Genomic DNA, 26,425 nt, shown 5'->3' with positions numbered 1-26,425 from the left:
AAAGCTCAGGCGGCAATGCCACTGTGGCGGAGCAAGGCGTCAATGACGGGCTCTCGGCCCCGAAATTCGATAAATAGTTCCAGGGGATCACGGCTGCCTCCCTGCTCCAAGATGCTGCTCATGAAAGCCCTGCCTGCCTGCCGATCAAAAATACCTTCTTCCTCAAACCGGGAAAAGGCATCTGCTGATAGCACCTCGGCCCACTTGTAACTATAGTAACCAGCGGCATAACCACCGGCGAAGATATGACTGAAGCTATGGGCGAAACGGTTAAAGGACGGCGGCTTGACAACGGCAACCTGCTCTCGCGCCTCCTGCAGCAGCTCATCAACCCGGGCGCCCTTCGCGGGGTCATACTCCAAGTGCAGGCGAAAATCGAACAAGGCAAACTCAAGCTGGCGCACTATCATCATCCCCGAGAGGAAATTCTTGGCCGCTAGCATGCGCTCAAATAATTTTTCCGGGAGAGGTTCGTGGGTTTCAAAATGGCAGGCAATGAGGGCCAACGCTTCTTGTTGCCAGCACCAATTCTCCATAAACTGGCTAGGCAATTCCACTGCATCCCAGAACACACCGCTAATTCCCGCCACGCTGGGATAATCAATTTTGGTGAGCAAGTGATGTAAACCGTGGCCAAACTCGTGAAACAACGTGATCACCTCATTATGGGTGAACAGGGCTGGCTTATCATCTACCGGTGGTGTCAAGTTACAAGTCAAATAGGCCACTGGAATTTGTAATTGACTTCCCTGGCGCTTGCGGGACAGACAATCGGCCATCCATGCTCCCCCTCGCTTGTTGCTGCGCGCATAGAGATCCAGATAGAACTGCCCGCGCAGTTCGCCACTGTCATCGAAAATATCGAAAAAACGCACCTGGGGATGCCAAGTATCCACATCCTTTCGTTCCTGAATTTCCAGGCCATAGAGTCGATTCACGATAGTAAATAGCCCTTCCAGCACCCGCCAGACGGGGAAATAAGGCTTGAGTTCCTCCTGGGAAATGGCATATTTGTGCTGCCGCAATTTTTCTCCATAATACGCCACATCCCACGCCTGGAGATCCTCAATACCATAGTGTGCCTGGGCAAAGGATCGGACCTCAGCTAAATCCTGCTCGGCCACTCGTTTGGAGCGGACGGCTAGATCATTAAGAAAATCTAATACTTGCTGCGGATTTCCGGCCATTTTGGTAGCTAGGGAGCATTCAGCATGATTGGCAAAACCAAGCAACTGTGCCGCTTCATGGCGCAAGGCCAAGATTTCCTCCATGACTTGAGTATTATCCCAGCGCCCTCCATGGGGGCCCTGATCCGAACCGCGAGTGACAAAGGCGGTGTAAATTTCTTCCCGTAGTTCCCGGTCATCGGCGTAGGTCGTGACCGCAACATAGGAAGGTGCTTCCAAGGTCAACAACCAACCCTCCAGGCCCGCTTGTTCCGCTGCTTGGCGCGCTTGGGCCCGTGCTCCCTCGGGTAGTCCCGCCAGGATTGTCTCATCCGCAAGGTGCTTACGCCAAGCTTGGGTCGAATCCAGCAGATTTTCCTCAAATTTGGCGTTTAAACTGGCTAACTGCTGCTGGATGGCTTTAAAGCGAGCTTTCTTTTCCGATGGCAGAGTCACTCCTGAAAGCCGAAAATCGCGCAGGGCATTGACAATAATTTTTTTCTGGGGAACATTCAGGCTCGGATACTCGTCGCCTTCAGCAATCGATTGAAAGGCCCGGTACAAGTTTTCGTTTTGCCCGAGTTCAGTGGCAAACTCGCTAAGTTTAGGCAAACAGGCATTGTAAGCCCGCCGTAATCCATCGCTATTAACCACCGCATTCATATGGGACACAGGAGACCACACTCGGTCAAGATGCTCCCGCAAGTCTTCTAGCGGCTGAGCTAGATTATCCCAAGTGTAGACAGTATGGCGAGTAAGCAGTTGTTCAATCAAGGCCCGCCCTTCTGCCAGCAGACAATCAATCGCAGGCTCCACATGGGCTGGCTGAATTTTCGAAAATGGAGGTAGGCCCGCAAATTCAAGAAGTGGATTACTCATCTCGACCCCAATATATAAAGCTAAAATATTTTCTAAACCTTACCAAACGGAGTTCCTAGTAAAAACGACTACTTACAATACTTTCACCACCACCATGGTGACATCGTCCTCAAAGGTTTTTCTATGACGAAAAGCTTGCAGCCGTTCAATGATGTTCGTGATAATCTCCTGAGGCTCCGATCCCGCTTGATGGTGCTCATTAAGCAAATCACAGAGGCGCTCAATTCCAAAAAAATCGCCTTTTTTATTCTCGGCTTCAATGATGCCATCGGTGTAGAGAAAAAGCATATCCCCCGGCTGCAAGCTCTCAGAACGCGTTTCGAAAATCACCTCTCTATTCACGCCGAGCACCAGCCCATCCGCATCCAGTTGCCTGCAGCGCTGCCCTTGACGAAATAACAACGGCGGAAGGTGGCCAGCATTAGCATAGGTTAATTGGCGCGTCACCATATCGTAACGCAAATAACAGAGGGTGATGAAGAGATCGGCCCGGTCCAAATCTTCGTAGAGCGTCTCATTGAGACTAGATAGCGTCTCCACCACCGTTCTATGTAAATGAAATTGCGACTTTAATGCACTCCGCGCCTCAGCCATCAATAACGCCGGCCCTACAGAATGCCCCGAGACATCGGCAATCACAATGTCAATGGTTTTATCCCGCCACTGAAAGTAGTCAAAATAATCCCCACCCACATGGGTGGCAGGGAGACAGTAGCCCATAATTTTTACCGTCGGCAGCACCAGCGGGGCGGGAGGAAATAATGATTCTTGGATCTGTTGGGCGATCCGCATTTCATTTTGGGCTACTGCCAACTTCACGCGCGCTTGCCGAATGGCTTCTTCCGTTTCTTTTTGCTGGGTAAGATCGCGCAGGAAGCCACTGAATACATAGCTATTCCTTACTTTTAGAGGCAGCACAGTCAACTCAACCGGAAACTCATGCCCATCTCGATGCAAGGCGCTCAATTCAACCCGCTTACCCAAAATGGGCCCCTTGCCTGTGTTTAAAAATCGCCGCAACCCCTGCCAGTGGGCTTCCCGGTGGCGGGGAGGAATGATGGTTTCCGCTAATGACAATCCCAATACTTCCTCGCGCTTCCAGCCAAAAATTTTTTCAGCCTGAGGATTCCAATCGGTGATTGAATCGTTGGCACTGATCAGAACAATGGCATCCAAGGCATTCTCGATGATTAACCTGGTTTGGGCCTCACTCTCCCGCAAGGCCGCCTCAACCCGCTTCCGCTCGGTAATGTCTTCCTGAATCGCCAAAAAATGGGTAGGGTTGCCCTCTCCGTCACGAAGTGCCGTAATTGTCTCCAAGGCCCAATAGAGTTCGCCACTTTTTTTCCGATCCTGAATTTCATCCCGCCATTCACGACCCGCGCGAATGGTTTCCCATAATCGCCGGTATTGCTCAAGAGGGGTTTTCCCGGACTGTAGCAGGCTCGGATTTTTACCGATTACTTCCTTGGCCTCGTAACCCGTTAATCGCGTAAAAGAGGTATTTACGTATTCGATATTACCCTTAAGATCAGTAATCAGGATGGCATTGGGGCTTTGTTCCAACGCCCGGGAGAGCATGAATACCAGCTCATCGGCCCGCCGGGTGGCAGTGATATCCCGATCAATGCCACGCCATTTGAGCAAACTATTTTGCTCATCAAAGACAGGCATTGCCGTTGATTCGGTAAAAACAAGATGGCCATCCCGATGTCGGTAGCGGCGAATTAAATGCTGAAAACCTTGTCCTGTCTCAACACCTTGGCGCATTTTTGAGCGTAGTTTCTCCTGCTCCTCGATGGGGATAAATTCATCGTAACAGCGTCCGATCAGCGCCTGCCAAGGATAACCTAGAACAGCATCCACACTGATACTGCTATAAGTATAGTGGCCCTTATCATCCTGCTCCCAGATCCACTCCCCCGTCATGGCGGCAACCTGGTTAAAGCGTTCTTCGCTTTCTTTAAGAGTTGCCTTGACCTTCTTCAACTCAACTGCCTGTTGGAATAAGCGTTCTTTCAGACTAACGATCTGCTGGGGTAATGATTGTTCGACAGATTTTTCTTTAGTCAACTCGCGCTCTAACTCCAATTCGGCACGGGCAGGATCAATTTCTCGCTTATTCATTACTTATAGACACACTGATCAAATTATTCGGCCAACGCGACTCAACAGCTATCATAACCCCCGATCTGCCTATTTCTTTAGAGCATTCTCCGCTAACGCCCATAGAGCTCAATAGCCTTTCCATCTTCTCCAACCGCCCCTCAAAAACTTTCCTTAAGGGAGATGGCTTGTTCAAGTAACGTTTCTGCTGTGCTTATTTTCTAAAAAAGCTACCCTTACAAATGCCTCTTCTAATAGTCTATACAAAATATCATATATTATTATTTTTATATGCCGTTGGGCAGAAAGAGGTAATATTTTTCACAAAAGAAAAAAATCATATATATCTTTTCACTGCTAATTAATATCTCAACGGCAGGGCTCAACTAGCGGCCCCTGAAAGAGGCCAAAGTATAATACTGATTGTCCTAAAAAATGGAGCTATTCCCGTCATTGTGAATACTTCTCTACTAGAGGGGAAACGAAACGATATTCCAGCTACAGACTTGCTGCGCTTGCTAGAAATTTCCCGACAGCTCGCAATCATCACGGATCTACAAAAACTACTAGCTCAAATTGAGCACGCGGCATTAAAGATTTTCGCCTGCGAGCGAGCCACCGTATTTGTCTTTGATCATGACTCCAATGAATTATATAGCTACGTAGCTTCCCGGCCAGAAAAAATTCGCTTTCCAGCTAGGCAAGGAATTGCAGGAGAGTGTTTCCATAATAACCACATCATAAAAGTCTCCGATGCCTATAAAGATCCTCGGTTCAATCCCGCTGTTGATGATGAAACTAAATTTAAAACGCATAATATACTTTCTTGTCCACTGACCACCCATGATCAAACTCCAATCGGGGTATTACAAATACTGAATAAATGCAGCGGAGAATTTAATCAATGGGATGAGATATTACTTAGAACCTTGAGCGCACAATGCGGAGTGGCCTTGGAAAGGCAATTTCTTCTGGAACAATTCGTAGAAAAACAAAGGCTTCAGCATGATATAAATATTGCCCGGCAGATCCAACAACATCTTCTACCTAAGCAACCACCAGCAGTGGAGGGCTTTGATATTGCTGCTTGGAATCAGCCGGCAGAAGAAACTGGAGGTGATTTTTTTGATTATCACCAATTAATTGACGGCCGCTTAATGTTAACTATCGCCGATGTAACGGGGCATGGTATCGGCCCTGCGCTAGTTGCCGCGCAATGCCACGCACTGCAAAGAGCGGCTTTTGCTTTCCTGCCGGAAATTCAACAGGTTGCTACGCTCGTCAATCGTTTGTTATCAGAAGATATTCCAGATGACAGATTTGTAACAGTATTTTTTGCTTTGTTGTCGCCCCATAACCAAGAACTCGTTTTTACTTCCGCAGGGCATGGCCCAATTTTATTATTTCAAGCAAAAGATAACCAAATACAAAAATTGCCCACCCATGGCCCGCCCATTGGAATAATTCCTAATATCACTTATGAAGGATGGGATCGGCTATGCTTCAATCAAGGAGATATGCTTATTACATTTACCGATGGTTTTTTTGAGTGGGTAAACCCAGAGGGGAAACCGTTTGGAGTAGAGCGGATTTGCAAAATTGTCAAAAACTACCCAACGCTTCCCGCAGCTAATATCATTCAACAGATCTACAGTGAACTCCTCGCATATACTCAAGGAGTTCCCCAAGCTGATGATCTTACAGCATTGCTCATCAAAAAAAATTAAAGTTAATCGTCATTTAATTTATCCCCATCTATTTAGATGGTTTTTCTATATAAAACCCGAAACGGAAAGGATCCAAGGGATAAATACCGGTAAAATATTCATTGGGTAAAAAAAACGGCCCGCTCCCTGGGCCACATCAGAGGGTCGAATAGGCTGCAACGCCCCTTTAAGCCTAGGATAATCAACATGCCAAGGTGGAATCTGTAAAAAAGCCCTCATCACTAATGTGAATTTCCCACACTTTCCAGTGAATCTCGGCTAACTTACGCTAGGCGGTCTTATTGTGCCGATAAAATCCTGAGTTAGACTCTAAAAAGCCATTTCGAAATAACAGGATCGCCATGGCACATGGCCCATAAGTTTGCTGCTTATGTCAAGGATAGAGTATCCAATTAACCGCCCCTTGACCTTCCAGTAACTGGAAGGCGGAGAGTTAAGCTCTTATACTTAAAAATATCCAGTCTAAACCCAGCTAAAAAGGAAGCGGTAGGCCATGTTGGAAATATCACGCTTGACTACGGATAAAGAATCGTTCTCCGCAGTCCCCTCTAAGGAAGCGGCACAAACACTTGTCTTGCCCATCAAGGGCATGACCTGCGCTACTTGCTCAACGCGGCTGGAGCGGGTGCTCAACAAAGTCCCTGGGGTAGTAAAATCCCAGGTCAACTTGGCATCGGAGCAAGCTAAGATTGCCTTTAATCCGCAACAGACCTCTCCCCAGCGGTTCTACCAAGCTATTACTCAAGCAGGCTTTAGCGTGCCCCTGGAAGGGATGGAATTCCGTATCGGAGGAATGACCTGCGCTACCTGTTCAGCCCGGTTGGAAAAGGTATTCTCTCGGCTAGCCGGAGTCAGCAAAGTAACCGTTAACCTAGCAACTGAGCGAGCGCTGTTAAAAGCACCGGCAGGGGTACTGCCTCCCGCTGCCGTCATTGCGACGGCTCAGCAGGCTGGCTTTACCGCGACCCTCCTGTCCAACCGGGCGGAAAAGGGGAACCAGGATGAGGCTGAGAAAATAGCTGAGGAGCAGCACGAATGGAACCACTTACTCCTTGCCATACTCCTTACCTTACCCTTGGCTTTGCCCATGCTGCTCATGCCTTTCGGTATCCATGCCGACTTGCCTGCTGGGATTCAATTTCTGCTGGCTACACCAGTCCAGTTTTGGGTCGGCCGTCGCTTTTATACGGGCGCTTACCGATCATTGCGCGGTGGTAGCGCCAACATGGATGTGCTGGTTATCCTCGGCACCTCCGCAGCTTGGGGACTTAGCACCTGGAATACCCTCATGCCTGGCGCGGGCAGCGATCTGTATTTTGAGGCCTCGGCCATGGTCATAACTCTAATCCTGCTCGGTAAACGGCTTGAAGGACGGGCAAAAAGAAGCGCGGCCTCGGCGATCCGCGCCCTAATGGCCCTCCAACCCACAGTTGCCCGAATAGAGCAGGGAGAAAAAATACTTGAAGTTCCCATTGAGCAGGTCGCGGAAAACGACATCGTCTTGGTGCGGGCAGGAGAACGGGTGCCTGTTGACGGCGTTATCCTGGAAGGCCACAGCCAATTGGATGAGTCTCTCATCACCGGTGAGAGTCTGCCAGTATCCCGGGGAGAAGGGGAAACCATTACCGGCGGTTCGGTCAACGGGGAAGGGCTGCTACGCGTCCGCGCTACTACCGTAGGTACTGAATCGACGCTGGCGCGTATCATCCGCCTGGTGGAAGATGCCCAAGCCAGCAAGGCCCCAGTACAAAAACTAGTGGACCGGGTGGCCCATATTTTTGTCCCGGTAGTAGTTACATTGGCTCTCCTAACCTTTGCCGGCTGGTGGTGGTTAGCGGGATCGGCTGATACCGCCTTTATAGCAGCCGTCTCGGTACTTGTCATTGCCTGTCCCTGCGCCCTGGGCCTCGCCACCCCCACCGCCCTAATGGTAGGAACAGGCGTTGCCGCTCGTTATGGTATTCTAATCCGGGATGCAGTGGCACTGGAACGGGCCCAAGATAGCAATACGGTCGTGTTTGACAAAACGGGAACACTCACCGAGGGCCAACCGGCTGTCACCGAGATACTTGCGGTCAACATTTCCGAGGAAACATTGCTGCAATGGGTAGCTTCCGCCCAACAGGGCAGCGAACACCCCCTAGCCAAAGCAGCGCTGGCTAAAGCACAGGGGCTTCCCCTCCAGCCGCCCCGAAATTTCCGCAGCCTTCCTGGACGAGGTCTCCGCGCTCAAGTCCAGAAGCGGACTCTAATAGTAGGTAACCTCCGTCTAATGCGGGAATACCAGGTGGACTTCACCTCTTTGTCGGCCCGTGCCCAAATACTTGAAGAAAGCGGCCATACCCTAATGTGGGTGGCGGAAATCGACTCGGCAGCCCAATTACTGGGCGTGCTGGCCGTCACCGATCCCATCAAAAATACCGCGCCACAAGCGGTAGCCGCATTACGAGCGCGGGGCTTAACCACAATGATGCTTACCGGGGATAACCCTCGCGTTGCTCAAGTGGTAGCCGATAAAGTGGGCATCGACCAAGTGATTGCCGAAGTTTTGCCTGAAGATAAGGCAGCGCATATTCAGGCATTACGGGCCAAGGGTTGCCATGTGGCCATGATTGGCGACGGGGTCAACGATGCCCCGGCTCTAGCCGCAGCGGATGTGGGGATGGCCATGGGTACCGGTACCGATGTAGCCATGGAGGCCGCCGGGATCACCCTGATGGGCGGCAACCCCACTTTGGTGGCGGAAGCCTTGTCTATTTCCCGGGCAACCTACGGCAAAATTCGCCAAAATCTCTTCTGGGCCTTTATTTATAATGTCATTGCTATTCCTTTGGCGGCCTCCGGGATGCTAAGCCCGGTGGTAGCAGGAGCGGCAATGGCCTTGTCTTCGGTGAGCGTAGTTTCGAATTCGTTACTATTACGGCGCTGGCGGCCAGGGAGTCAATCAATTATTTCATCTTTTTAAGGAAAACGACCATGGAAAAAACTTACAAAGTAGAAGGCATGACTTGCGGGGGCTGTGTCCAATCCGTAGAAAAGGCGATTAATGCAGTAGCGCCTGCTGCAACTGTCAAGGTAGATTTGGAAAACAACCACGTGACCGTTACTGGGATTGAGGACGATAATTTGGTCGCTCAAGCTGTGGAAAACGCTGGCTTTGATTACGAAGGGCCGGTGTTTTAAAAACTACCGAGGATAAAAATCATGATGAGCATTAGTGAGGCCGCGACCCAATCTGGGTTACCGGCCAAAACTATCCGTTATTATGAAAGCATTGGCCTAGTTTATCCTCCGCAACGAGGGAGCAATGGTTATCGGCGTTACGATCAAGGAACCGTTCGGATCCTCCAGTTTATCAGGCGGGCTCGCGGTCTCGGCTTCAGCGTTGAGGAATGCCGTAATTTGCTGTCGCTGTATCAAGATAAAAACCGGGCTAGTGCCGAAGTTAAACGTCTCACCAAGCAACGGGTGGTTGACATCAATAACAAAATTGCCGAGCTTACTGCCATGCGGACCACGCTTACTCAACTCATCGACCGCTGCCAAGGCGGCCAACGGCCTGATTGCCCCATTCTGGAGGATCTAGCGCAGTCCAATCTCCCTCCTCCCTAAAGGCTGCCCCAGCGGGATCGTGGTTAATCAACAATTCCCGCCTTAGAGTTCTCCATGGAGGGTAAGCGCCCCCCTAGCCGAGTTGCGAAGCACAGCGGTGGATGAGGCGCAAGGGCCAAGTGGCTTAACCTCAGTTCTGAATAACTACCTGGGCTTATCCAAGAGGATAAATGGATGGTTAGTCAGGTTAAGTGAGGGCTTAAGCGGCTGAAAGGTGTAGGCGATGAGCCCAGCAACCAGGTTGATGCTGCGATGGCGGCTGTGTTCAATTGGGGAAATATCTTTGAGTTGATCATTAATGGTCTCACTAAGAGAGCGCCCGCGCAGCAAGAGTTTATCGAACAGAGGCAAGAACTGATTATGCCTATTTTTGCGAAGGGGGGGTTATCAGCTGGAGGCCCTTCTCAAAAAGGGCCTGGAATAAGTGTTTTGAAATGTAGCCATTATCGCCAAAGAGCTTACCTGAGAGGCCGGGGGTGAGGTGGAAAGCGAGCAACTCGCCCCAGTCATTGATCAGCCGATGCAGTTTAAAGCCGTAAAACCAGCCCCTGGAAGTTTTCCCCCGCCCGGCGATTTTTTTGAATACCTGAGGCGAGTCCATAAAGGCCACACCCGTGGCTCGGCCCTTACGCTGCTGGAGATAAGCACCCAGGGGAATCAACACTGAAGGGATCGGGGCCACAAAGCGTTGATAGCTGACTAGCCTGGGAAAAGCCTCTTTGAGATGGCACCTGACATAGCCCAGATAATAACCCTTGAAATGCCGGTAGTGAGAGTGATGAAAGTAGATCACCACCGTCATGATTTCACTGACCAACAGGCCTGCACAGCACCGCTGCTTCCACTCTCCGCAAGCCAGCAGTTCTCCTTCCCTCATGGGGGTAAAAAGACTTGGCAAAAATCATCGACATCACAAAATAAAGCCTCTAAGCTCATCGCAGCTGTCGCCTGGTTGTTTTCTCTCATCATCACCTGGAGTTTTCCAGATTCCTTGCCCAGGAGACACTCCCCACTTATCCAGAACTCAGGTTACATATAAACTAGAATTTGTGCCGAAAAAGCATCAAGAGCTAGAATAAATATTAGTTATCGTAATTCCTAGCCTATCATGGGTTAGCCCACGACTCGTGTTGATAGAAACCACTATAATATAAGTACCGACATCTTTCGGTAAAAGCACCCACAATACTTCAATCTCTTCTTTTCTTTGCGGAACAGCAAATTTTTTGTTCCCATTTATCCCCTGCTATTTCGAAATTTGGTGCTTGAACATTTACAGTTGTTTCACATTCAGTTTCTGCGCGCGAAGCCAAAGTTTCGGACAAAGTTTTTCGATGAATTACGTGATAATCTTTTTAATTTAGTCTTTGTATCTCTGGTTTGAAAAGTCTAGCAACATTACTGAGAAACAGGGTTATAATTTTAGCAAAATATCCCTCTACGGCTTCTCTGGGTACTTAGAGCCCAATAAGTAAAGACCGCGCCCTTTTAAGCTAGGCTTTAAAGCCGGACTCCTGTTCCATGGGCTCTTGGACTGCCTCCTTTTCTTCCCTATGGTCACCGGCCACTAGCAAATACACCGCCGGAACCACGAACAGGGTAAACAAAGTCCCAATCCCCAAACCGCTGGCCACCACCAACCCGATATCGAAACGACTCACCGCGCCAGGACCGCTTGCCATTAGCAGGGGAACCATCGCCACTATCATGGAAACCGTTGTCATTAGAATGGGGCGTAACCGGATGCTGGAGGCCTTCTCTACCGCCGCTTGTTTATCAAGCCCCTCCTGCAATTGCAGTTGATTAGCGAACTCCACGATGAGGATGCCGTTTTTAGCAATTAGACCAATCAGCGTGATCAGCCCCACTTGGGTATAGATATTGACAGTCGCAAAACCCAAGGTAAGAAACACCAGTGCCCCAGCAATAGACATAGGAACAGACATCAAAATAATAACCGGGTCACGCCAGCTCTCAAATTGTGCTGCCAAAACAAGGTAGATCACCAGCAGGGAGAAAAAGAAAGTCACCATCAAGGCACTGCCCTGCTGGGTATACTGGCGGGACTCCCCCGCGTAATCCCAGCTAAAAGCGGAAGGAAAAATCTCCCGGGCCTTATCCTCCAGGTAAGCCAACGCCTCGCCCACCGCTACCCCCGGAGCCATCACGCCCTGAACGGTCAATGAATTAAGCTGTTGAAACTGGACTCGCTTGCTCGGCTCCACTGTTTCCTCAAAGGAAATCAGCGTCGCCAGGGGAATGAGCTCGCCCGCACCAGTGCGAATATAGTAATTTTCCAGCATTTCCTGATCGAGACGATAACGGCGGTCCACTTGCGGAATCACCTTATAGCTGCGTCCTTCTAAGTTGAACCAGTTGATATAGCCGCCCCCTAGCATGATCCCCAAATTCTGCCCAATGTCTTTCATACGGATGCCAAGATCCCCCGCCAGATCCCGGTTAATTTTAAGGGTAGTCTTAGGGCGAGAAAATTTGACGGATTTTTGCAGAAAAGCAAACTTGCCGCTTGCCATGGATTGTCTAATCAGCTCTTCGGCAATCTGATCCAAACGGGAAAAATCCGCAGCCGAGGTGATCACGAATTGAAGCGGCAGACCACCGCCGGAGCCAGGCAAACTAGGTCGGGGGAAAACCGCGATTTGAAATCCTGCAATCCCTTGCAACTTTTGCTGCATCTCAGGCTGGATCTCCATCTGGGAGCGCTCCCTCTGGGAAGGCACGGGCATCTTGAAACCACCAAAAACAGTACTGGGATCGCCGCCTTGGCCAAGCAGCAGAAAACTCTCATGATATTCCGGGAAGGACTCGAAGATATCGATAATTTGGCGGGAATAGGCCTCATCGTAATCAATAGTGGCAGTCTGGGGTGCAGTGGCCTGAAAAAACAAAATACTTTGATCTTCGGTGGGCGCTAATTCATTTTGGCTGGTTACATACATAAAATAAATACTACACAGTATGGCTCCCGCAAAGACAATGACAACGGGTAGACTCTCCAGCGCGTAACGCAAGAGGCGCAGATAGTATCCAGCAAGGCGGGTAAAGAAGCGTTCCACCCACTGCTCAAAGCGGCCTGCTTCGCTCACTGGTCTTAACATCTTAGAAGAAAGCATGGGAGAGAGGGTGAGCGCTACCACCCCCGATACCAACACTGCGCTCGCTAGCGTGAAAGCAAATTCAGTGAAAAGGGTTCCCACCAGACCGCCCATAAAACCAATGGGCGCATAAACGGCTACCAGGGTCGTCGTCATGGCAATAATAGGCAGTCCCAATTCCCTAGCGCCGTGGATTGCAGCCTGAAAACGGGACTCCCCATGCTCCAGATGCCGGTGGATATTTTCCACCACGATGATGGCGTCATCGACCACCAACCCAATGGCCAATACCATGGCCAGCAAGGTGAGTAAGTTCAAGGAGAATCCTAAAACCAGCATCAAAAAAGCCCCACCAATCAAGGATAGAGGAACGGCAATAGCAGGTACTAGCGCCGCTCGCAGGGAGCCAAGAAACAGAAAAATCACTACAAGCACAACCAGCACCGCTTCCGCGAGGGTGCGGAATACCTCCCGGATCGCATCCTCGATATAGGCGCTGGCATCATAGACAATATAACCGTCCACTCCGGAGGGGAGTTGGCGGCGTATCTCCGGCATCAGATCATGGAGGTGCCCGGCAATATCTAGCGGATTGGCGCCTGGCGCCTGCTCAATGCCAATAAAGATGGCCGGCTTTCCGTTATACCAATTACTGGAATCGTAGTCTTCGGCGCCGAGTTGGGGTTCGGCGACATCCCGCAGACGTACCAGGGCGCCATCGGCTTCCCGCACCACCAGATTTAGGAAATCTTCCTCCCGGCTAATATCCGTAGTCGCACTAAGATCAACAGCGACGTAGGCCCCTTTGGTGTGCCCCACGCTGGCAAGATAATTATTTTCCAGCAGGACTTCTCTCACATCGTTAGCTGTCACCCCCAAGGCCGCCATCCTGCGCGGATCGAGCCAGATACGCATGGCAAAGGTTTTATTACCAATAAGCTGCGCCTTGGATACACCCGGCACGGCCTGGAGCTTGGGCCGTACCACCCGCAGCAGATAGTCCGTGATTTGGGCCGGTGACATCGCCTCGCTATAGAAGGCCATGTACATCAATGCAGTAGAATCGCCCGTGGTAGAGTCGATGACCGGGTTCTCGGCTTCTTCGGGCAGTACGTTGCGCTGACTGGCGACCTTAGCTTGAATTTCGGCAACTGCGGCATTGGAATCATAGTTCAACACCATGTGGGCTTCGATGATCGAGTGGCCCTGGGTGCTAGTCGCTACTAGATAATCTATGCCTTCCGCCTCGGCAATTGCCTGTTGCAAGGGGGTGGTAATAAAGCCGTTAATCAATTCACTGCTGGCCCCCGGATAAGCGGTAGACACCGTCACCACTGTATTCTCGGTCTCAGGATACTGCCGCACCTCCAGTAGAGTTAAAGAGCGCATCCCAATCAGTAGAATTAGCAAGCTCACCACGCTGGCCAGCACCGGGCGACGAACAAAGAGATCGGTAAATTTCATGTGCCGTCTACCTGCCCATCCAGTACTTCTTGCTCGCTAATCCGAATTTGCTGACCGCTATGTAATTTCATTTGACCCGCGCTGACCACCCAATCGCCGGCCTGCAATCCTTTGATAATCTCAACCTGGCCCTGGCGCACCTTCCCTGTTCGCACCGGTTGTTGCTGAACCACCAGGCCACCGTTTTCTTTCTGGATGATGAACACCATATCGCCATAGGGATTATAGGTAATGGCTGTTTGGGGCACCGTCAAGACTTGTTTTTTCTCCGGTAATACTGCTCGCACTTCGGCAAACATCCCCGGCCGTAGATGAAGCTCTGGATTGTCAAAAGTAGCCCGCACTTGGACATTGCGGCTGTTCGGGTCAATTCCCGGATTAATCGCCGTGATGCGGCCTTTAAAATGCTGAGCAGGATAAGCCTGGACTGTAATAAGAACTGTTTGACCTTGAGCAAGCAAGGAAAAATAACGCTCGGGCAGAGAATAATCCACGTAGATAGGATCGAGCGCCTGCAAGAGCACAATAGGAGAACCTGGTGCTAAATACTCACCCAGATCGACCTGGCGGATTCCCAATAAGCCAGAAAAAGGGGCCCGGATCTGCTTTTTTTGTATCAAGGCCCGCTTGGCCGCTACCATGGCTTGGGCGTTTTCTAGCTGGGCCTGGCTCTCATCATAGATAGAACGGGATACCATTTTCTTTTTCAGCAAACGGGCATTGCGCTGGAATTGCAGCTCCGCCAATTTCTGTTCCGCCAGCAGACCTTCAAGTTCTGCTTTATCGACACTATCCTCAAGCTGCAGTAACAATTTGTTTTTTTTAATCCGCTCTCCAGATTCGAAGTTAATTGCTTCGATAAGCCCGGCAATCTCATTAGTCACATAAACACCCTGGGTAGCTACCAAGCTACCCACCGCATGTAAAGAAGTGCGCCAGGATTCTGGGCGGGCCTTCGCAGCGGCTACGGTAGCCGGCGGGGGCGGCATGGCCGCCTGGGCAGCTTGCTGTTGTTGCTGATGATATTTCCAGCCGAAGATACCACCGAAGAATAAACCCAAGGCCAACAGTACCACTATAAGACGCTTCAACATTGGCTATCCCTTACTCCTTAGCCCCCGGATTTTCGCAAGAATAAGCTTATCCGAATCATATTATTTGCTTATGTCCGATCTTCAATCCCGTTCAACCAAACATCCCGTTAGCAAAATTTCGCTCAAAGCCTTGCTGTAGTCTTCTACTCCCTCAGCAAAACTAACATCCCGAAAATGCTGGAACACATCCCGCGCCATGAAGAAAAAAACATCTGCTCCCAATAACGCTACCGCTAAAACCGCCGGATCAATAGTAGAGCGGATTTCCCCCGCGGCCTGCCCCTCGCGAACCATCTGAACTAGCCGGGCAAAATTACCCTCCAACACACCCTTGGCAAGCATTTCCTTTCGGTGAGAGTCCTGGGCCAGTAGCTCACGGAGGAAAAGCTGCACGGCGCCCGGCTCGTTGAACATATTCTCAAGGTGAATTTGGGCAAACTGCCGCAGCTGCTCTCGACAAGTCGGCGCCGAAATCGACCTGCCGCCACGAAGAGGACTTAGCTGCTCGCAGTAATCCTTAAGAACGGCCAGATAAAGCCCCTCTTTAGATCCAAAATGATGAAAAATATTAGCTTTACACACCTTAGCATGGGCCGCAATTAGACTAAGGGTGGTGCCATGATAGCCTTGCTCCGCAAACTGGATCTTGGCCGCGGAAAGAATAGCTTCCCGCCCTTGGCCAGATGTTTGGGTATCCTGATCACGGCTTGCCGATCGCTTAATCATAGTGCCTTCCTATGGTTGGATACGCCTTTCATAGATAGTAATTTACCAATCGACCGGTCAGTAATTTAAAGACATGTAGTGCTGCATAAAGTTCTGATTTTTTATCTTATCATTGCCATATTCGCCGCTACAAGGTACTTATAGCATTTCCTGATTTGGTTCGCGCCTGGACTTTTTGGAGGAAATATTTAGCTTTTGTCCAAGCCATTTTAATGGGGTTAAGGTAGGCATTGGCACACCTTTGAACGAGTAACCGCTCAGCATGATGCCTTTGTACGGGTTTCACTTGCTGAAACTGCAGCGTGACTCAGCCTGCTTAAAAGTTTCGCTCAAACAATCTGACTCTAGCGTCTAGCGATTTGGAAAGTGGAGGTAACTTTTAGCTTTTTTGCTAAAAATAAAGTTGACTTGATATAAAGGAACCATAAGCCATTGATTTATATGGCGCGCCCGGAGAGATTCGAACTCCCGACCCCCTAGTTCGTAGCCAGGTACTCTATCCAACTGAGCTACGGGCGCACAAAAGCAGAAACGCCTATTATGCGGAATTTAAAAAAAAATTCAATAAGCAATCTAATAGCGAGATCCATTCGGCAACCAGTGTTTACATACGCCTCTCCTAGCGAATAACAATCAATCAGGTACGCACCCTCTCCAAGGAAACAGTATGATTTCTCTCAGTACGATACCAAAACAAAGCGTTTTCCTAAGAGTTTGCCATGATGACCATTGCCGAGGTGGCGTCTGGGTTTTGTGTGGGCGTAGCGAGCGTTACACGTTGGCTAAAAGGGCCTGAGCCTAAACCGAGCCGAAATAAACCAGCGACAAAGCTCGATATGGACGCACTGGCTAGTGATGTTCGGGACAATCCGGATGCGTATCAATACGAGCGAGCGCAGCCGTTTTGGTGTGCGTGTTCAGGGAATCAACCATGCTCTGCGCTGTCTGGGCGTTAGCTATAAAAAAAAGCTTGATGCACCCAAAGGGATGCGAAGGCGCACGGTGCACCTTCCAGAGGATCATGACATGGTAGGAGCAACAATGCCGCCCGATTGTCTACTTTGATGAGCGTGGATTTGCCCATAATAGGCCGCCTACACACGGCTATGCGCCGGTTGGAGCACGCTGTTACGGACTTTGTGACGGTGGCATGCAAAGGGCCGAACGAATGCCATCGGCGCTTTGATTGGCAAAATTGTGCTCACCATCGGGCTGTTCCCTACGAATATTAATGCCGATATTTTTACCGCATGGGTAGCGCAGGATTTACTGCCAAAACTACCGCCACAATCCGTTAGTGTCATGGATAATGCCACGCTCCATCAACGTCAGGATACGCAAGCTATTCTCCGAAAAGCAGCCCACACAGTGCTTTATCTACCGCCCTATTCCCCAGACCTTAACCCCATTGAACAAAAAGGAGCACACACAAAAGCCATAAAGAAACAAACTCTGTCTTCTATTGCTAAACTCTTTAAAATTGAATCATCTTATTTAGGATGAGCTGTAGCGGCACGGACACCTCAGCATAGGCCACTGACAGGACCAATACATTAATCGGCGTGTGCCCCAACTGCCAGAGGGTCCGATCCAAGCACAGCACCCACCGCTCGCCCAAATCCACCCAACTCGTCACCCGTACCGCCGCTAAGTCGGTTTCAAAAACATGGTGATGAAAAAAGCGCTTCACCCGTTGATAAACCAATTCCCGCTGCACTAGCGCATCAAAAGCTAAGGCCAGTGCGTTAAATTCACCGTCCGCACTGGAACCATCGCCACGATCAATTGCGCTAAACACTCGATACGGGCTTGATGCTAGGGCAAAAAACGCTTAAGTTCACATTTCAGTAAGTGAGTAGCCATCATGGGCAATGAACCTTTACTTGGCGGTAAACCGTTCATCATAACCCCATTGCTCTCTTACTGTATAACCCCTTGACACGGTTAGCTATATACCGGTTTTTACCGTACCGAGGTCGACCACCCAGAGCAAACCTCAGCCGTTCAGCAGTAACTGTGATCGGTGGAATAGGGTGCCCCGCCATAGTCGAGGACGGCGACAACGTTCTGCCGGTAGTGGGTGTAATAATCGGCGGCGGAGGCACAGGCGCCCGTGCGTGACAAATTGGCAGGCGGGTTGCCGCACTCCACAACCGGCAGATTATCAGTAGTGGTATCGCCTGCGGCGTTATCTTCGGCCAGCCAGTGCTGATGACCTGTAGGTGAAAATCGTCGGCCAACATGGCTACGCCGACAATCTCGGTATCGGCATAATACTCGATCAGGCTGGTGGAAAATTCCCAGGCAGGCCGGTCGTCCAAAGTGTCCTTTTTCGGCACCTTGACATCGGCGGCCGTCTCACAGCTTGCTAGAATGGACTGGCCGCTGTTCTGCCCAGTGAAATCATCGGAAACCAGTTGCAGATCGGCGGTCAGCGAATTGTCGCCAACGCCACGCACATAGTTCTGCTAACTGGTCTGAGTGATCGGATCAATGTAGCTGGCCTGAACCATGAGCTGGTAGGTGTTCCAGGTGCCCTGAATGCGGGCGACCGCGTTCTGGGCTTCGGTCGCATTATCAATACAGTCCAGATCAGCGATGTTCTATTCGATGGTAGCCAGCTCCGCGGCCACTTTTTAAGCAGGCTTTCAAGTTTGGCGGTGCCATCAGTGCCCGGAAAGCCTAGAGATGCCATGCCCCACGACGTGAGTTCTCCAACAACTTGCTTAGCAACACTCTGCGCCGTAAAAGCTGTCAACTGGGATATGGCGGACGAATTCATCGTTTGCGCCCATAAAGCCTCAGGCTTTACCTCGTCTAACTCGGCAGCCGCCAATATACCTTAACTCGCATCTTTGTTACTCTTCCCCGCCTTGTATTGGCCCTGCAAAGCTACTCCAAAGTTTCTCGGCTGCAACTTCATCGTATTGCTGATTTTTACTGCTTTACTGACCTGGAACGACGCCGCTGATCGGTGTAAGACGCTTTTGAGCGCGCTGCTGGTCTAGCAGTGTTGCCAAGTGGGTCTGCATCGCCGCATAGACGAGATTGCCGTACAAATTATCGAGTTCCATCGGATCCTGGGTAACATTGTACATTTCGTACTCATCAGGCTCTGGCTCGTATTTGAAGCTCTGGGTCGCATTAACATCGTAGGTGCCGGCCGGCGGGTCAATGAGCTTATTCTCTACTTGGGTCACGACATCCTTGGGCTGGCTCGGATCGCTCCAGAATTGTTTGTTATCGAAGTAGCGACTGTACTTCCAGACCTCGCCGTCGATCTCTACGATGACGGTCTCCACGTGACTCGGTTGAATCACCGACCCGTAGGCGATACCGATAAAGTTTTCCTGATCGAGACCGCGGCTCATATCGTCATCGGTCATGAAATAGACGGGATCAGCGACTGGCCGGCGATTACGGCCAAGTACTAGCCGTCTGAGATTGCGCCCGACTAGGGGCACCGGATCGCTGTGGCCTTTGGCAACCTTGCGGCGCAGCCTGGCCTGCTTGAGCCGGGCAAGGCTCAGCAGGGTCGGCAGCAGATCCACGTGGCTGGTGACGCTGTCAATGGAACGCGGCTCTGGGAACAAGTGTGGATTGGAGATGATCAATGGGACGCGCACCGCTTCATCGTAGGCTTGGTACCACTTTTGGTGCATATAGCGATGGGCGCCAAGCAGATCGCCATGATCGGAAGTGAAGATCACGATCGTATTGTCATAAAAGGGGGATTGCTGCAAGGCCTGATAGAGCTTGTACAGTTCGTCATCAACATTCTTGTGAAGCTGATAGTAAAACCGGAAATAGTCATGCGGTGGCACTCCCTGCATCCATTCGTTGTATGACTCTTGATAACTCTGCTGGCAGGATGGTTTGGTAGTTAAGTCGTCAGCGAGCGTTTGTGCAAACATCACTGGGTCGAACAGCTCGGTAAACGCGGGAACAATATCCTCCACTGTGAAGTTGAACAGCCCCGTATGGCGCGCGACGTAACCCCACAGGGCGATGTCGTGGGGGTTCACCAAGGAGGCTACGGTCAACCACGGGGCGCTGTGGCGTTCGGTGCCGAGTTGCTGAATCAAATTAACCACCTGGGTAGCAAAACCAACATCCCGGCCTTGGCCTTGGGCTGGGCTAGAACCGGTATTAAGCGGCGCTTTACCATGAGGCTCAGGTCCGATCCAGCCCTCAAAACCATAATCTGCTAGCCGGTCGGCTTCAAGGTATAGTTGCTGCTTGCCGGGGTCAGGATTGCCCTGGTCGTCATAGCTAAGAAGCTGATCATGCGTGCCTGGAATCTGCAAATCAGCATTGGACACATGCCACTTGCCCTTGTAGAACGTGCGATAGCCACCGGCCTGGAAATAATCGCCCATGGTGGGAACACTGGCAGGGTCGAGCCAGAACACGTCTGGGTCATTTTCTTCCTTGGCGGCACCAGTAGTCTGAGTTACACCATGCAGCGACGGATAGTGTCCGGTGAAGATCGAAGCGCGACTGGGCGCGCAGGCGGTGGCAGCGGCGTAGTGACGATGAAACTCGACGCCGCTCGCACGCAAAGCATTCTGGGTCTTAAGATAGGTTTGACGAAACTGTTGAGCACCCAACCCTTCGAACACTGGCGGGTAACGCATCTCGTCGACCAGCATCAACAGGATATTGGGTCGCCCCCGGAGGCCGCGGCCTGGATGCGACCAGTCTCGCACCGCCAGCACATCACTGAAACCAGCTACGCTGCTAGCCATCGCCACGGCACCGGTCGTTTTCAGAAATTGCCGGCGCGATAGATTATTGCTTTTTGCCATCATTTCCCCCTCGGGAAGCACACTTTTATTTTTATCGACTATATTTATATAGTCGATAAAAATAAAAGTGTGCCTTGTTAAGGGTATATATAGATATGAAGATTACCGAAGCCCGTCAGGATCGATCTCAAGGATTAGTGCGATGCAGTCTTCAGTTTCAGAGAGGATCTTTAAGCGGTGGTGAAAACGCTGCCAGGGAAATAAGCATATGGCTAGGGAACCGCTGGGGATTAGACCAAACCATATAAAGTTTATGGATAAAGCGAATGGAGGGCAGATACGGGCGTGGTTGGAGGAAACAGTTCAGACTTAAGGCTGGCAGCTGCGTGATCTGCCGGCGGAATCCTTTCTAAGGGAAAACAGCGCTCTTTTTTGAAAGATAAATTCGCCACTAAACTTTCATCAGGGCACCTTAAGGGCCCACCGGGCTGCCTCCACGAGTTCCCCATAGAGGCACAATTGAGCAAATTCATCCTCGGTTACCCAAGCCATGGCCTCATGCTCGCTGGAAAGAGAAGCCTCCCCTGCTAGCCTTTTTCCACGGTAGACCAACACTATCATAGGAGCCATGCCATAATCAGCCTGATAGGTGGTGACAGGCCGCTCATCCAAAGCAACCGTTATCCCTGTTTCCTCATAGGTTTCCCGCCGGGCGGTTTCATGGGGTAATTCGCCCCGCTCGACTTTGCCTGAAATCACCTCCCATGCCCCTGGCGCTACAGCCTTGGAAGTACTGCGGCGCAAAGCAAGAAAACGGTTATCGTGAACCAGAAACACAGCTACAGCAACTACAAAAAAGGTTGGCTTAGACATCCTTCAGCAAAATCTTCTTCTACTTGCTTTGAATTCTGCTCCCCCGAACCCAGAAAAGCCCAGACTGCGGCAGTCACCGCCTATCGAGCAGGAGGGGGGCAATCCACATAATAAACCCGAGTCTCAATTTGACCACCGGGCAATAATATCAACCAACGATAACCCGGTCCTCGCTGGTCCAGTTGAAAATGCTCACTGCCAGGAACAAATTGGACGCAGGTAGAAGGACTACCCAATAATTGAACCCCTTGGCGCTCGGTATGAAATTCTTGATGGGCATGGCCCCAGGCAACACCCCGCACCTGGGGGTACAAATCCAGTACTGCAAAAAAATCTGCTGCGTTATCCACTCCCATGGCATCCATCCAAGGACTTCCTAGGGCTACGGGAGGATGGTGAAGGAAAATTAGCGTATTCAAATCTAGACTATCGGCTAGACTACGGTTAAGAAACCCCAATTGTCCTTTGCTTAAATGTCCATGGCTTCGCTGAGTAACAACAGAATTGAGAAAAATAAGCTGCCAGTTTTTGAGTGTCACTAAAGACTCGGTGCTAACGTTCATCCCATTTAGAATCTCATCCATAAGCACTGGATCGTCATGATTTCCGGGAAGACAATAGACCGGCAGCCCTAGTTCTTGGCAACGCTCCAGCAGCCAATAATACGCTTCCGGTTCAGCTTTTTCGGCAATATCGCCACTGATCACCATCAGGTCTCCCAGCAGCCCCTGTTGCTGAATATGGTTAAGAACTGCCACCAACGACCTACGAGTATTTAAATCGTTCCATAAAAAAGCCTCCGAATCCGCCAGCAAATGGGAATCCGTTAACTGCAGCACATTAATAAATTCGCTGCGATCATTCGCGATTTTCAGATGAGGCAGCGATGTCATTGTTTTTTTACACTTTAATAGGCGTATCCGGAGCGTTCCCCCACTCCGACCAAGAACCTGGGTAGCCCTTAATTTTGGGATATCCTAAATATTTCAGTACCATACAAGTATGGGCTGAGCGATGGTGAGTCTGGCAATAGCAAATAACTTCCTTGTCGGGAGTAATCCCCAAAGCTTCCAAGCTGGAACGCAGTTCATCCATGGGTTTAAATCGCAAATTGCGCTCCTGGTCAATGGCCTGAGTCCACTCAAAATTTACCGCGCCTGGAATATGCCCCCCCCGTTGGGCGCGGACATATTCGCCATGATATTCAGCCGGAGAACGGGCGTCTAAAATTACGACTTTAGGATCTAATAAATGGGCCAAAATATATTCCTTATCAGCCGCTTGATGACCCTGATAGCGCCCATGAAAGTGACTGGGCTGCCGGCTCTCCCGCCCTTCCTTTACCGGGCACTCTTCAACTAACCATGCCTTCAATCCCCCATCAAGCAACGAAAAATGCTTATGCCCTAACTCTTCCAGCGTCCAGAGAAGACGAGAAGCACGGCCATTCCCCTCAGCGTCATAAGCAACTACATGGCTCTCCGGCGTAAATCCTAGCTGGGACAGCACCCGGCTTAAACGATGCTCATCAGGCAAAAGCCCCATCACCGGGGGACGAGCCGCTACGATATGAGTGTAATCAAGGTGTACCGCACCAGGTACATGGCGCGCAAGATAGGATTCTTCGCTACCAAGATCAATGAGCAGCAAATTTTTTTCATCCAACCGCCGCACTAGCTCATCAGGCTGCAACAGCAGAGAGAACATTGCCATTTATATACCTCCAGGGAGTCCTATTCAATTGATTGAATTTCATAAATTTTCCGCAAAGAAAACCACGACCTCAGCCGAAAAAATATTGCGCTATAACCATTTGTCTAAAAGCGCCCATTAGGTAAACGGCTTAAGGTGCCCTTTAAGGGTGGAGAACTCCAAGCAGGTAATATCCATTAGGCAAAATGAAAATGTTGGATATCTCCGCTTAATGGTGGTATTAGTCCTGAGTCGTAATCCTGCAATCCAAGACTCCCACAGTCCGTCGACATCTCAGGGCGCTTCCCTTCTAAAAATGCCAAAATCACCTATCAGCTAAAGTATAGTGGACTCTTCTGGAGGGGGAAGGCTAGGCCAAGCCTTAAGTACCGCCTGTACGAGAGTAGCCAGAGGAATAGCAAAGAAGATTCCCCAGAAACCCCAAAACCCACCAAAAACCAAGATAGCCACAATAATCGCTACTGGGTGCAAATCTACCACTTCAGCAAACAGCAAGGGCACTAGGACATTACCGTCCAAAGCCTGGATAATCCCATAGGCGCCAAGCAAATAAGCGAAATCAATGCTAAATCCCCATTGGAAGTAGGCAACAAAAGCTACCGGTAGAGTAGCCGCAACCGCGCCAATATAGGGAATAATAACTGACAATCCCACCAGAACGCTCAATAGCATTGAGAACTGCAACCCCATGAAAGTAAAAGTGATAGCAGTCACTGCACATACAATTAGAATCTCAAGGAATTTCCCCCGGACATAGTTTCCGATCTGAAAATCTACGTCATGCCAAACTTGAGCAGCTAGTTTTCGCTCCCGCGGGAGATATTGCTCAAGCCAGCCAATGAGCCGGGCCTTGTCCTTAAGGAAGAAAAACACCAGCAATGGCATGATAACAAGATACACGGCGAGTGTTATCAGGCCCACTACCGAAGCTAAGGACACGGAAAGTACCTTCTGCCCCCATTGGGCAAGCTCGGAACGAAGCGCGCTCATCAAATCATAGACTTGCTCACCAGAAAACAAATTCGGATAATATTCAGGCAGGCTCAGTAAGAGCTCTTGCCCTCGGGCAATCATAACGGGTAGCTGCTGGAAGAACTCGGTTAATTGCTGTGAGAGTAAAGGTAACAAACCGAATATTAATGAAAACAGAGCAGCCATGAAGGTAATAAATACCAGGGTCACCGCCAACCAGCGAGGACAATGCCACCGCTCCATATACCCTATAATTCCCTCTAAAAGGTAAGCGATCACCAAACTAGCAAGCACGGGTGCCAGCATACGCCCCATAAGCACCACGGTGATGAAACCGACGGCGAGCAAAATTGCCAAACCTACTACCTGAGGATCGGCAAAATGACGCTGAAACCAGTTGCGAACAAGACGCATATCAAGAAGAAAAAATTATTGTGAAGATTGAAAACAAAGCAATATCGGTGCCGGGTGAGGGATTTGAACCCCCGACCTTCGGTTTACAAAACCGCTGCACTACCACTGTGCTAACCCGGCAATGATGATTACAAAGATATTGCTAGCTCAAAGGAAGGAAAAGTTAATCCGTTATTTTAAGAAAACTTACTGAGCTGCGCAATCAAGGTCTGTTTCCCGCCTTACTTTTGAAGTATCCTTGGCTACCCGCGCAAGCCCCCGTAAAACGAGATCAGGAAGATGCTCATATTTATCCCGCAATAATGGCAATATCCGAGGCGCATCGCCACCCGTAATGACGAATTTAAGCTCTCCCTTCATTTCAACAGCTACATCGTGACTGACGCGGTCGATAAAAGCAACCGCCCCATACAACGCACCAGCGTTGATTGCCGCGCTCGTAGTACTAGCAAGCAGCGAATATTCCACTGCTTCGGTAGTTTCGTTGATGCCTGCCGTATGATCCGCCAGAAATTTAGGCATCATGGCCAAACCAGGGATAATTAACCCCCCTAAATGCTTACCATCAGCGGCAAGCACATCAAGGGTAATCGCCGTGCCACAATCGACGATGCAAATGGCTTTCTTACGATCGCCACCCCGATAACGTTGACGTACTGCAACCAGCCCTAGCCAACGGTCTATCCCCAAAGTTTCCGGTTTCGAATAAGCATTACGTATCCCATACCCATTGCTACGGGCAGTTAAAAATTCGGGCGCTATCTGCCAGTGAGTTTGCAGCCACTGTTCTAGTTGTTCGGCAACTTTTGGACCACCGACGTTGGCAACGACAACCCGGTTAACATCTCCAAACTCTTTCCAAGCCTTGGAGAGAACCCGCTTGATGCCCGTCTTACCCCGCGTCACCGCCCCCATATCGGCAGGCTTACCGCCGTCTAGCCGGGCCCACTTAATCCGGCTATTACCAATATCCACCAGTAGAATCACTTAACTCGCCTCAAACTTACTTCCCCACAGAAGTGGCATGATATTCTCCCTTTTTCTTGTAATAACAAGCTTCCCTCCTCATTAATACCACAAGCAATGCCGCTGATCACCCTACTGCCCTCGTATAAATAGACTTCCCGCTGGTAACAAGCGTCCCATCTACGCCAATCATCAAGACAATCCCTTAAGCCCCAGCGCTCAAAATTATGCATTATCAGCAAAAAATGATGGATGAGGCGCCCAGCCAAATAATTACGATCTACCGATCGGTTTTGGGTAGCTTCCGCTAAGTCAGTACAAGACTGAACTAATTGCTCTCTATAGGGAATAGGCATATTTACATTGATACCCACCCCTACTACTACACCTGTGCCTCCCTCCTTGGGCACCAGCTCTACTAGAATACCACCCAATTTCCGATCATCCCAGAGCACGTCGTTAGGCCACTTTAAGCCTATTTTAGTGACACCCTGGTCTTGCAACGCACGCAATACACCCACACCAGCCGCTATACTCAGACCTGACAAAAATTGCGGATTTTTAGAAAAACACCATAGCAATGAGAGATAAATATTACCACTGGGAGGCGATAACCAGAGACGCCCATGGCGCCCTCTGCCTGCCGACTGGGCCTCGGCTAAACAAACTGTCCCCTTCTTGGCGCCATGTTTGACTCGAGCTAAAAGATAACGGTTAGTAGAATCCAATACCGGGTAGAGTTCTAATTGCGACAGCCACTCTAAGCTATCCTCTCCCATCGCTGCCCGGATGAGCTGTGATTTAAGAGGCGCGATATCCGTTTGCAAAAAATATCCTATTTTAATTAAC

21 protein-coding genes, 2 tRNA genes and 2 pseudogenes are annotated in these 26,425 nt (G+C 50.2%); 8 read left to right on the top strand and 17 right to left on the bottom strand.

The window, feature by feature from the left end; genetic code table 11:
- Positions 1-5: 5 nt before the first annotated feature.
- Together prlC and NOC_RS01265 are read right to left on the bottom strand one after the other, a co-directional pair.
- The gene (gene prlC / locus NOC_RS01270) at positions 6-2,045 is read right to left on the bottom strand and encodes an oligopeptidase A (protein WP_011330260.1); all 2,040 of its coding nucleotides are present in this window, start codon (positions 2,043-2,045) and stop codon (positions 6-8) included.
- A gap of 72 nt (positions 2,046-2,117) precedes the next feature.
- Positions 2,118-4,172: a PAS domain S-box protein gene (locus tag NOC_RS01265; RefSeq protein ID WP_002813399.1), complete on the bottom strand. Its 2,055-nt coding sequence runs from the start codon at positions 4,170-4,172 to the stop codon at positions 2,118-2,120.
- A 434-nt stretch (positions 4,173-4,606) separates the two neighbouring features.
- On the opposite strand from NOC_RS01265, the gene NOC_RS01260 reads away from it, so the two are divergent.
- From NOC_RS01260 to cueR, 4 genes are all read left to right on the top strand, one after another.
- Positions 4,607-5,878, top strand: a complete 1,272-nt coding sequence (locus tag NOC_RS01260; protein ID WP_002812743.1) for a GAF domain-containing SpoIIE family protein phosphatase — start codon at positions 4,607-4,609, stop codon at positions 5,876-5,878.
- Between the two features lie 493 nt (positions 5,879-6,371).
- Entirely contained in the window at positions 6,372-8,843 is a 2,472-nt protein-coding gene (locus NOC_RS01255; protein WP_002813751.1) for a heavy metal translocating P-type ATPase, read from the top strand.
- A gap of 11 nt (positions 8,844-8,854) precedes the next feature.
- The gene (locus tag NOC_RS01250) at positions 8,855-9,061 is read left to right on the top strand and encodes a heavy-metal-associated domain-containing protein (RefSeq protein ID WP_002812422.1); all 207 of its coding nucleotides are present in this window, start codon (positions 8,855-8,857) and stop codon (positions 9,059-9,061) included.
- Positions 9,062-9,082: 21 nt separating this feature from the next.
- Entirely contained in the window at positions 9,083-9,490 is a 408-nt protein-coding gene (gene cueR / locus NOC_RS01245) for a Cu(I)-responsive transcriptional regulator (protein WP_002812239.1), read from the top strand.
- A gap of 144 nt (positions 9,491-9,634) precedes the next feature.
- On the opposite strand, the pseudogene NOC_RS16580 reads toward cueR, so the two are convergent.
- From NOC_RS16580 to NOC_RS01220, 5 genes and pseudogenes are all read right to left on the bottom strand, one after another.
- Positions 9,635-10,426: pseudogene (locus NOC_RS16580) on the bottom strand (transposase).
- 557 nt (positions 10,427-10,983) lie between these two features.
- A complete protein-coding gene (locus NOC_RS01235; RefSeq protein ID WP_002812430.1) occupies positions 10,984-14,070 on the bottom strand; it encodes an efflux RND transporter permease subunit in 3,087 nt (1,028 codons plus the stop codon).
- Complete coding sequence (locus NOC_RS01230) at positions 14,067-15,164, bottom strand: efflux RND transporter periplasmic adaptor subunit (RefSeq protein ID WP_002812833.1); 1,098 nt, start codon at positions 15,162-15,164, stop codon at positions 14,067-14,069. Before NOC_RS01230 ends, NOC_RS01235 begins: the two co-directional genes overlap by 4 nt.
- Positions 15,165-15,245: 81 nt before the next feature.
- Positions 15,246-15,890: a TetR/AcrR family transcriptional regulator gene (locus NOC_RS01225; RefSeq protein ID WP_002812775.1), complete on the bottom strand. Its 645-nt coding sequence runs from the start codon at positions 15,888-15,890 to the stop codon at positions 15,246-15,248.
- A 442-nt stretch (positions 15,891-16,332) separates the two neighbouring features.
- Positions 16,333-16,409, bottom strand: a tRNA-Arg gene (locus NOC_RS01220).
- Between the two features lie 200 nt (positions 16,410-16,609).
- On the opposite strand from NOC_RS01220, the gene NOC_RS16575 reads away from it, so the two are divergent.
- The 3 genes and pseudogenes from NOC_RS16575 to NOC_RS01215 form a co-directional block, all read left to right on the top strand.
- The gene (locus NOC_RS16575) at positions 16,610-16,846 is read left to right on the top strand and encodes an IS630 transposase-related protein (protein ID WP_306420278.1); all 237 of its coding nucleotides are present in this window, start codon (positions 16,610-16,612) and stop codon (positions 16,844-16,846) included.
- The gene (locus NOC_RS18035; RefSeq protein ID WP_002813169.1) at positions 16,764-16,955 is read left to right on the top strand and encodes a hypothetical protein; all 192 of its coding nucleotides are present in this window, start codon (positions 16,764-16,766) and stop codon (positions 16,953-16,955) included. The genes NOC_RS16575 and NOC_RS18035 overlap by 83 nt, the downstream gene beginning before the upstream one ends.
- 102 nt (positions 16,956-17,057) lie before the next feature.
- Positions 17,058-17,393 (top strand): annotated as a pseudogene (locus NOC_RS01215) (transposase); the annotation flags it as partial.
- On the opposite strand, the gene NOC_RS01210 reads toward NOC_RS01215, so the two are convergent.
- A complete protein-coding gene (locus NOC_RS01210) occupies positions 17,365-17,688 on the bottom strand; it encodes a hypothetical protein (protein ID WP_011330259.1) in 324 nt (107 codons plus the stop codon). The pseudogene NOC_RS01215 and the gene NOC_RS01210 sit on opposite strands and share 29 nt — an antisense overlap.
- A 103-nt stretch (positions 17,689-17,791) precedes the next feature.
- Entirely contained in the window at positions 17,792-18,229 is a 438-nt protein-coding gene (locus NOC_RS01205) for a hypothetical protein (protein WP_147094556.1), read from the bottom strand.
- Positions 18,230-18,307: 78 nt separating this feature from the next.
- Here NOC_RS01205 and NOC_RS17190 point away from each other — a divergent pair, with 78 nt between their 5' ends.
- Entirely contained in the window at positions 18,308-18,736 is a 429-nt protein-coding gene (locus tag NOC_RS17190; RefSeq protein ID WP_147094557.1) for a hypothetical protein, read from the top strand.
- 99 nt (positions 18,737-18,835) lie between these two features.
- Here the strand turns inward: NOC_RS17190 and NOC_RS01200 are convergent, their stop codons facing one another.
- From NOC_RS01200 to NOC_RS01165, 8 genes are all read right to left on the bottom strand, one after another.
- A complete protein-coding gene (locus tag NOC_RS01200; RefSeq protein ID WP_002814228.1) occupies positions 18,836-20,701 on the bottom strand; it encodes a sulfatase-like hydrolase/transferase in 1,866 nt (621 codons plus the stop codon).
- Positions 20,702-21,100: 399 nt separating this feature from the next.
- Positions 21,101-21,511, bottom strand: coding sequence for an NUDIX hydrolase (locus NOC_RS01195; protein ID WP_002812965.1), 411 nt, complete (start codon positions 21,509-21,511; stop codon positions 21,101-21,103).
- An 80-nt stretch (positions 21,512-21,591) separates the two neighbouring features.
- Positions 21,592-22,404 carry a phosphodiesterase gene (locus NOC_RS01190; protein WP_002814129.1) on the bottom strand — a complete coding sequence of 271 codons (813 nt, stop codon included), beginning with the start codon at positions 22,402-22,404 and terminating at the stop codon, positions 21,592-21,594.
- A gap of 7 nt (positions 22,405-22,411) precedes the next feature.
- A complete protein-coding gene (locus tag NOC_RS01185) occupies positions 22,412-23,224 on the bottom strand; it encodes a sulfurtransferase (RefSeq protein WP_011330256.1) in 813 nt (270 codons plus the stop codon).
- A 315-nt stretch (positions 23,225-23,539) separates the two neighbouring features.
- Positions 23,540-24,610 (bottom strand): AI-2E family transporter, encoded by a 1,071-nt coding sequence (locus NOC_RS01180; protein WP_002812625.1) that lies wholly within the window; start codon positions 24,608-24,610, stop codon positions 23,540-23,542.
- 48 nt (positions 24,611-24,658) lie between these two features.
- Positions 24,659-24,730 (bottom strand) — tRNA-Thr (locus NOC_RS01175).
- A 66-nt stretch (positions 24,731-24,796) separates the two neighbouring features.
- Positions 24,797-25,597 (bottom strand): type III pantothenate kinase, encoded by an 801-nt coding sequence (locus NOC_RS01170; RefSeq protein ID WP_002812326.1) that lies wholly within the window; start codon positions 25,595-25,597, stop codon positions 24,797-24,799.
- Positions 25,594-26,403, bottom strand: coding sequence for a biotin--[acetyl-CoA-carboxylase] ligase (locus NOC_RS01165; protein ID WP_002812213.1), 810 nt, complete (start codon positions 26,401-26,403; stop codon positions 25,594-25,596). Before NOC_RS01165 ends, NOC_RS01170 begins: the two co-directional genes overlap by 4 nt.
- Between the last annotated feature and the right edge of the window lie 22 nt (positions 26,404-26,425).

Origin of the sequence: Nitrosococcus oceani ATCC 19707, assembly GCF_000012805.1 — a bacterium.
Taxonomy (GTDB): Bacteria; Pseudomonadota; Gammaproteobacteria; order Nitrosococcales; family Nitrosococcaceae; genus Nitrosococcus; species Nitrosococcus oceani.
This window is presented reverse-complemented; position numbering and strand designations above follow the sequence as displayed.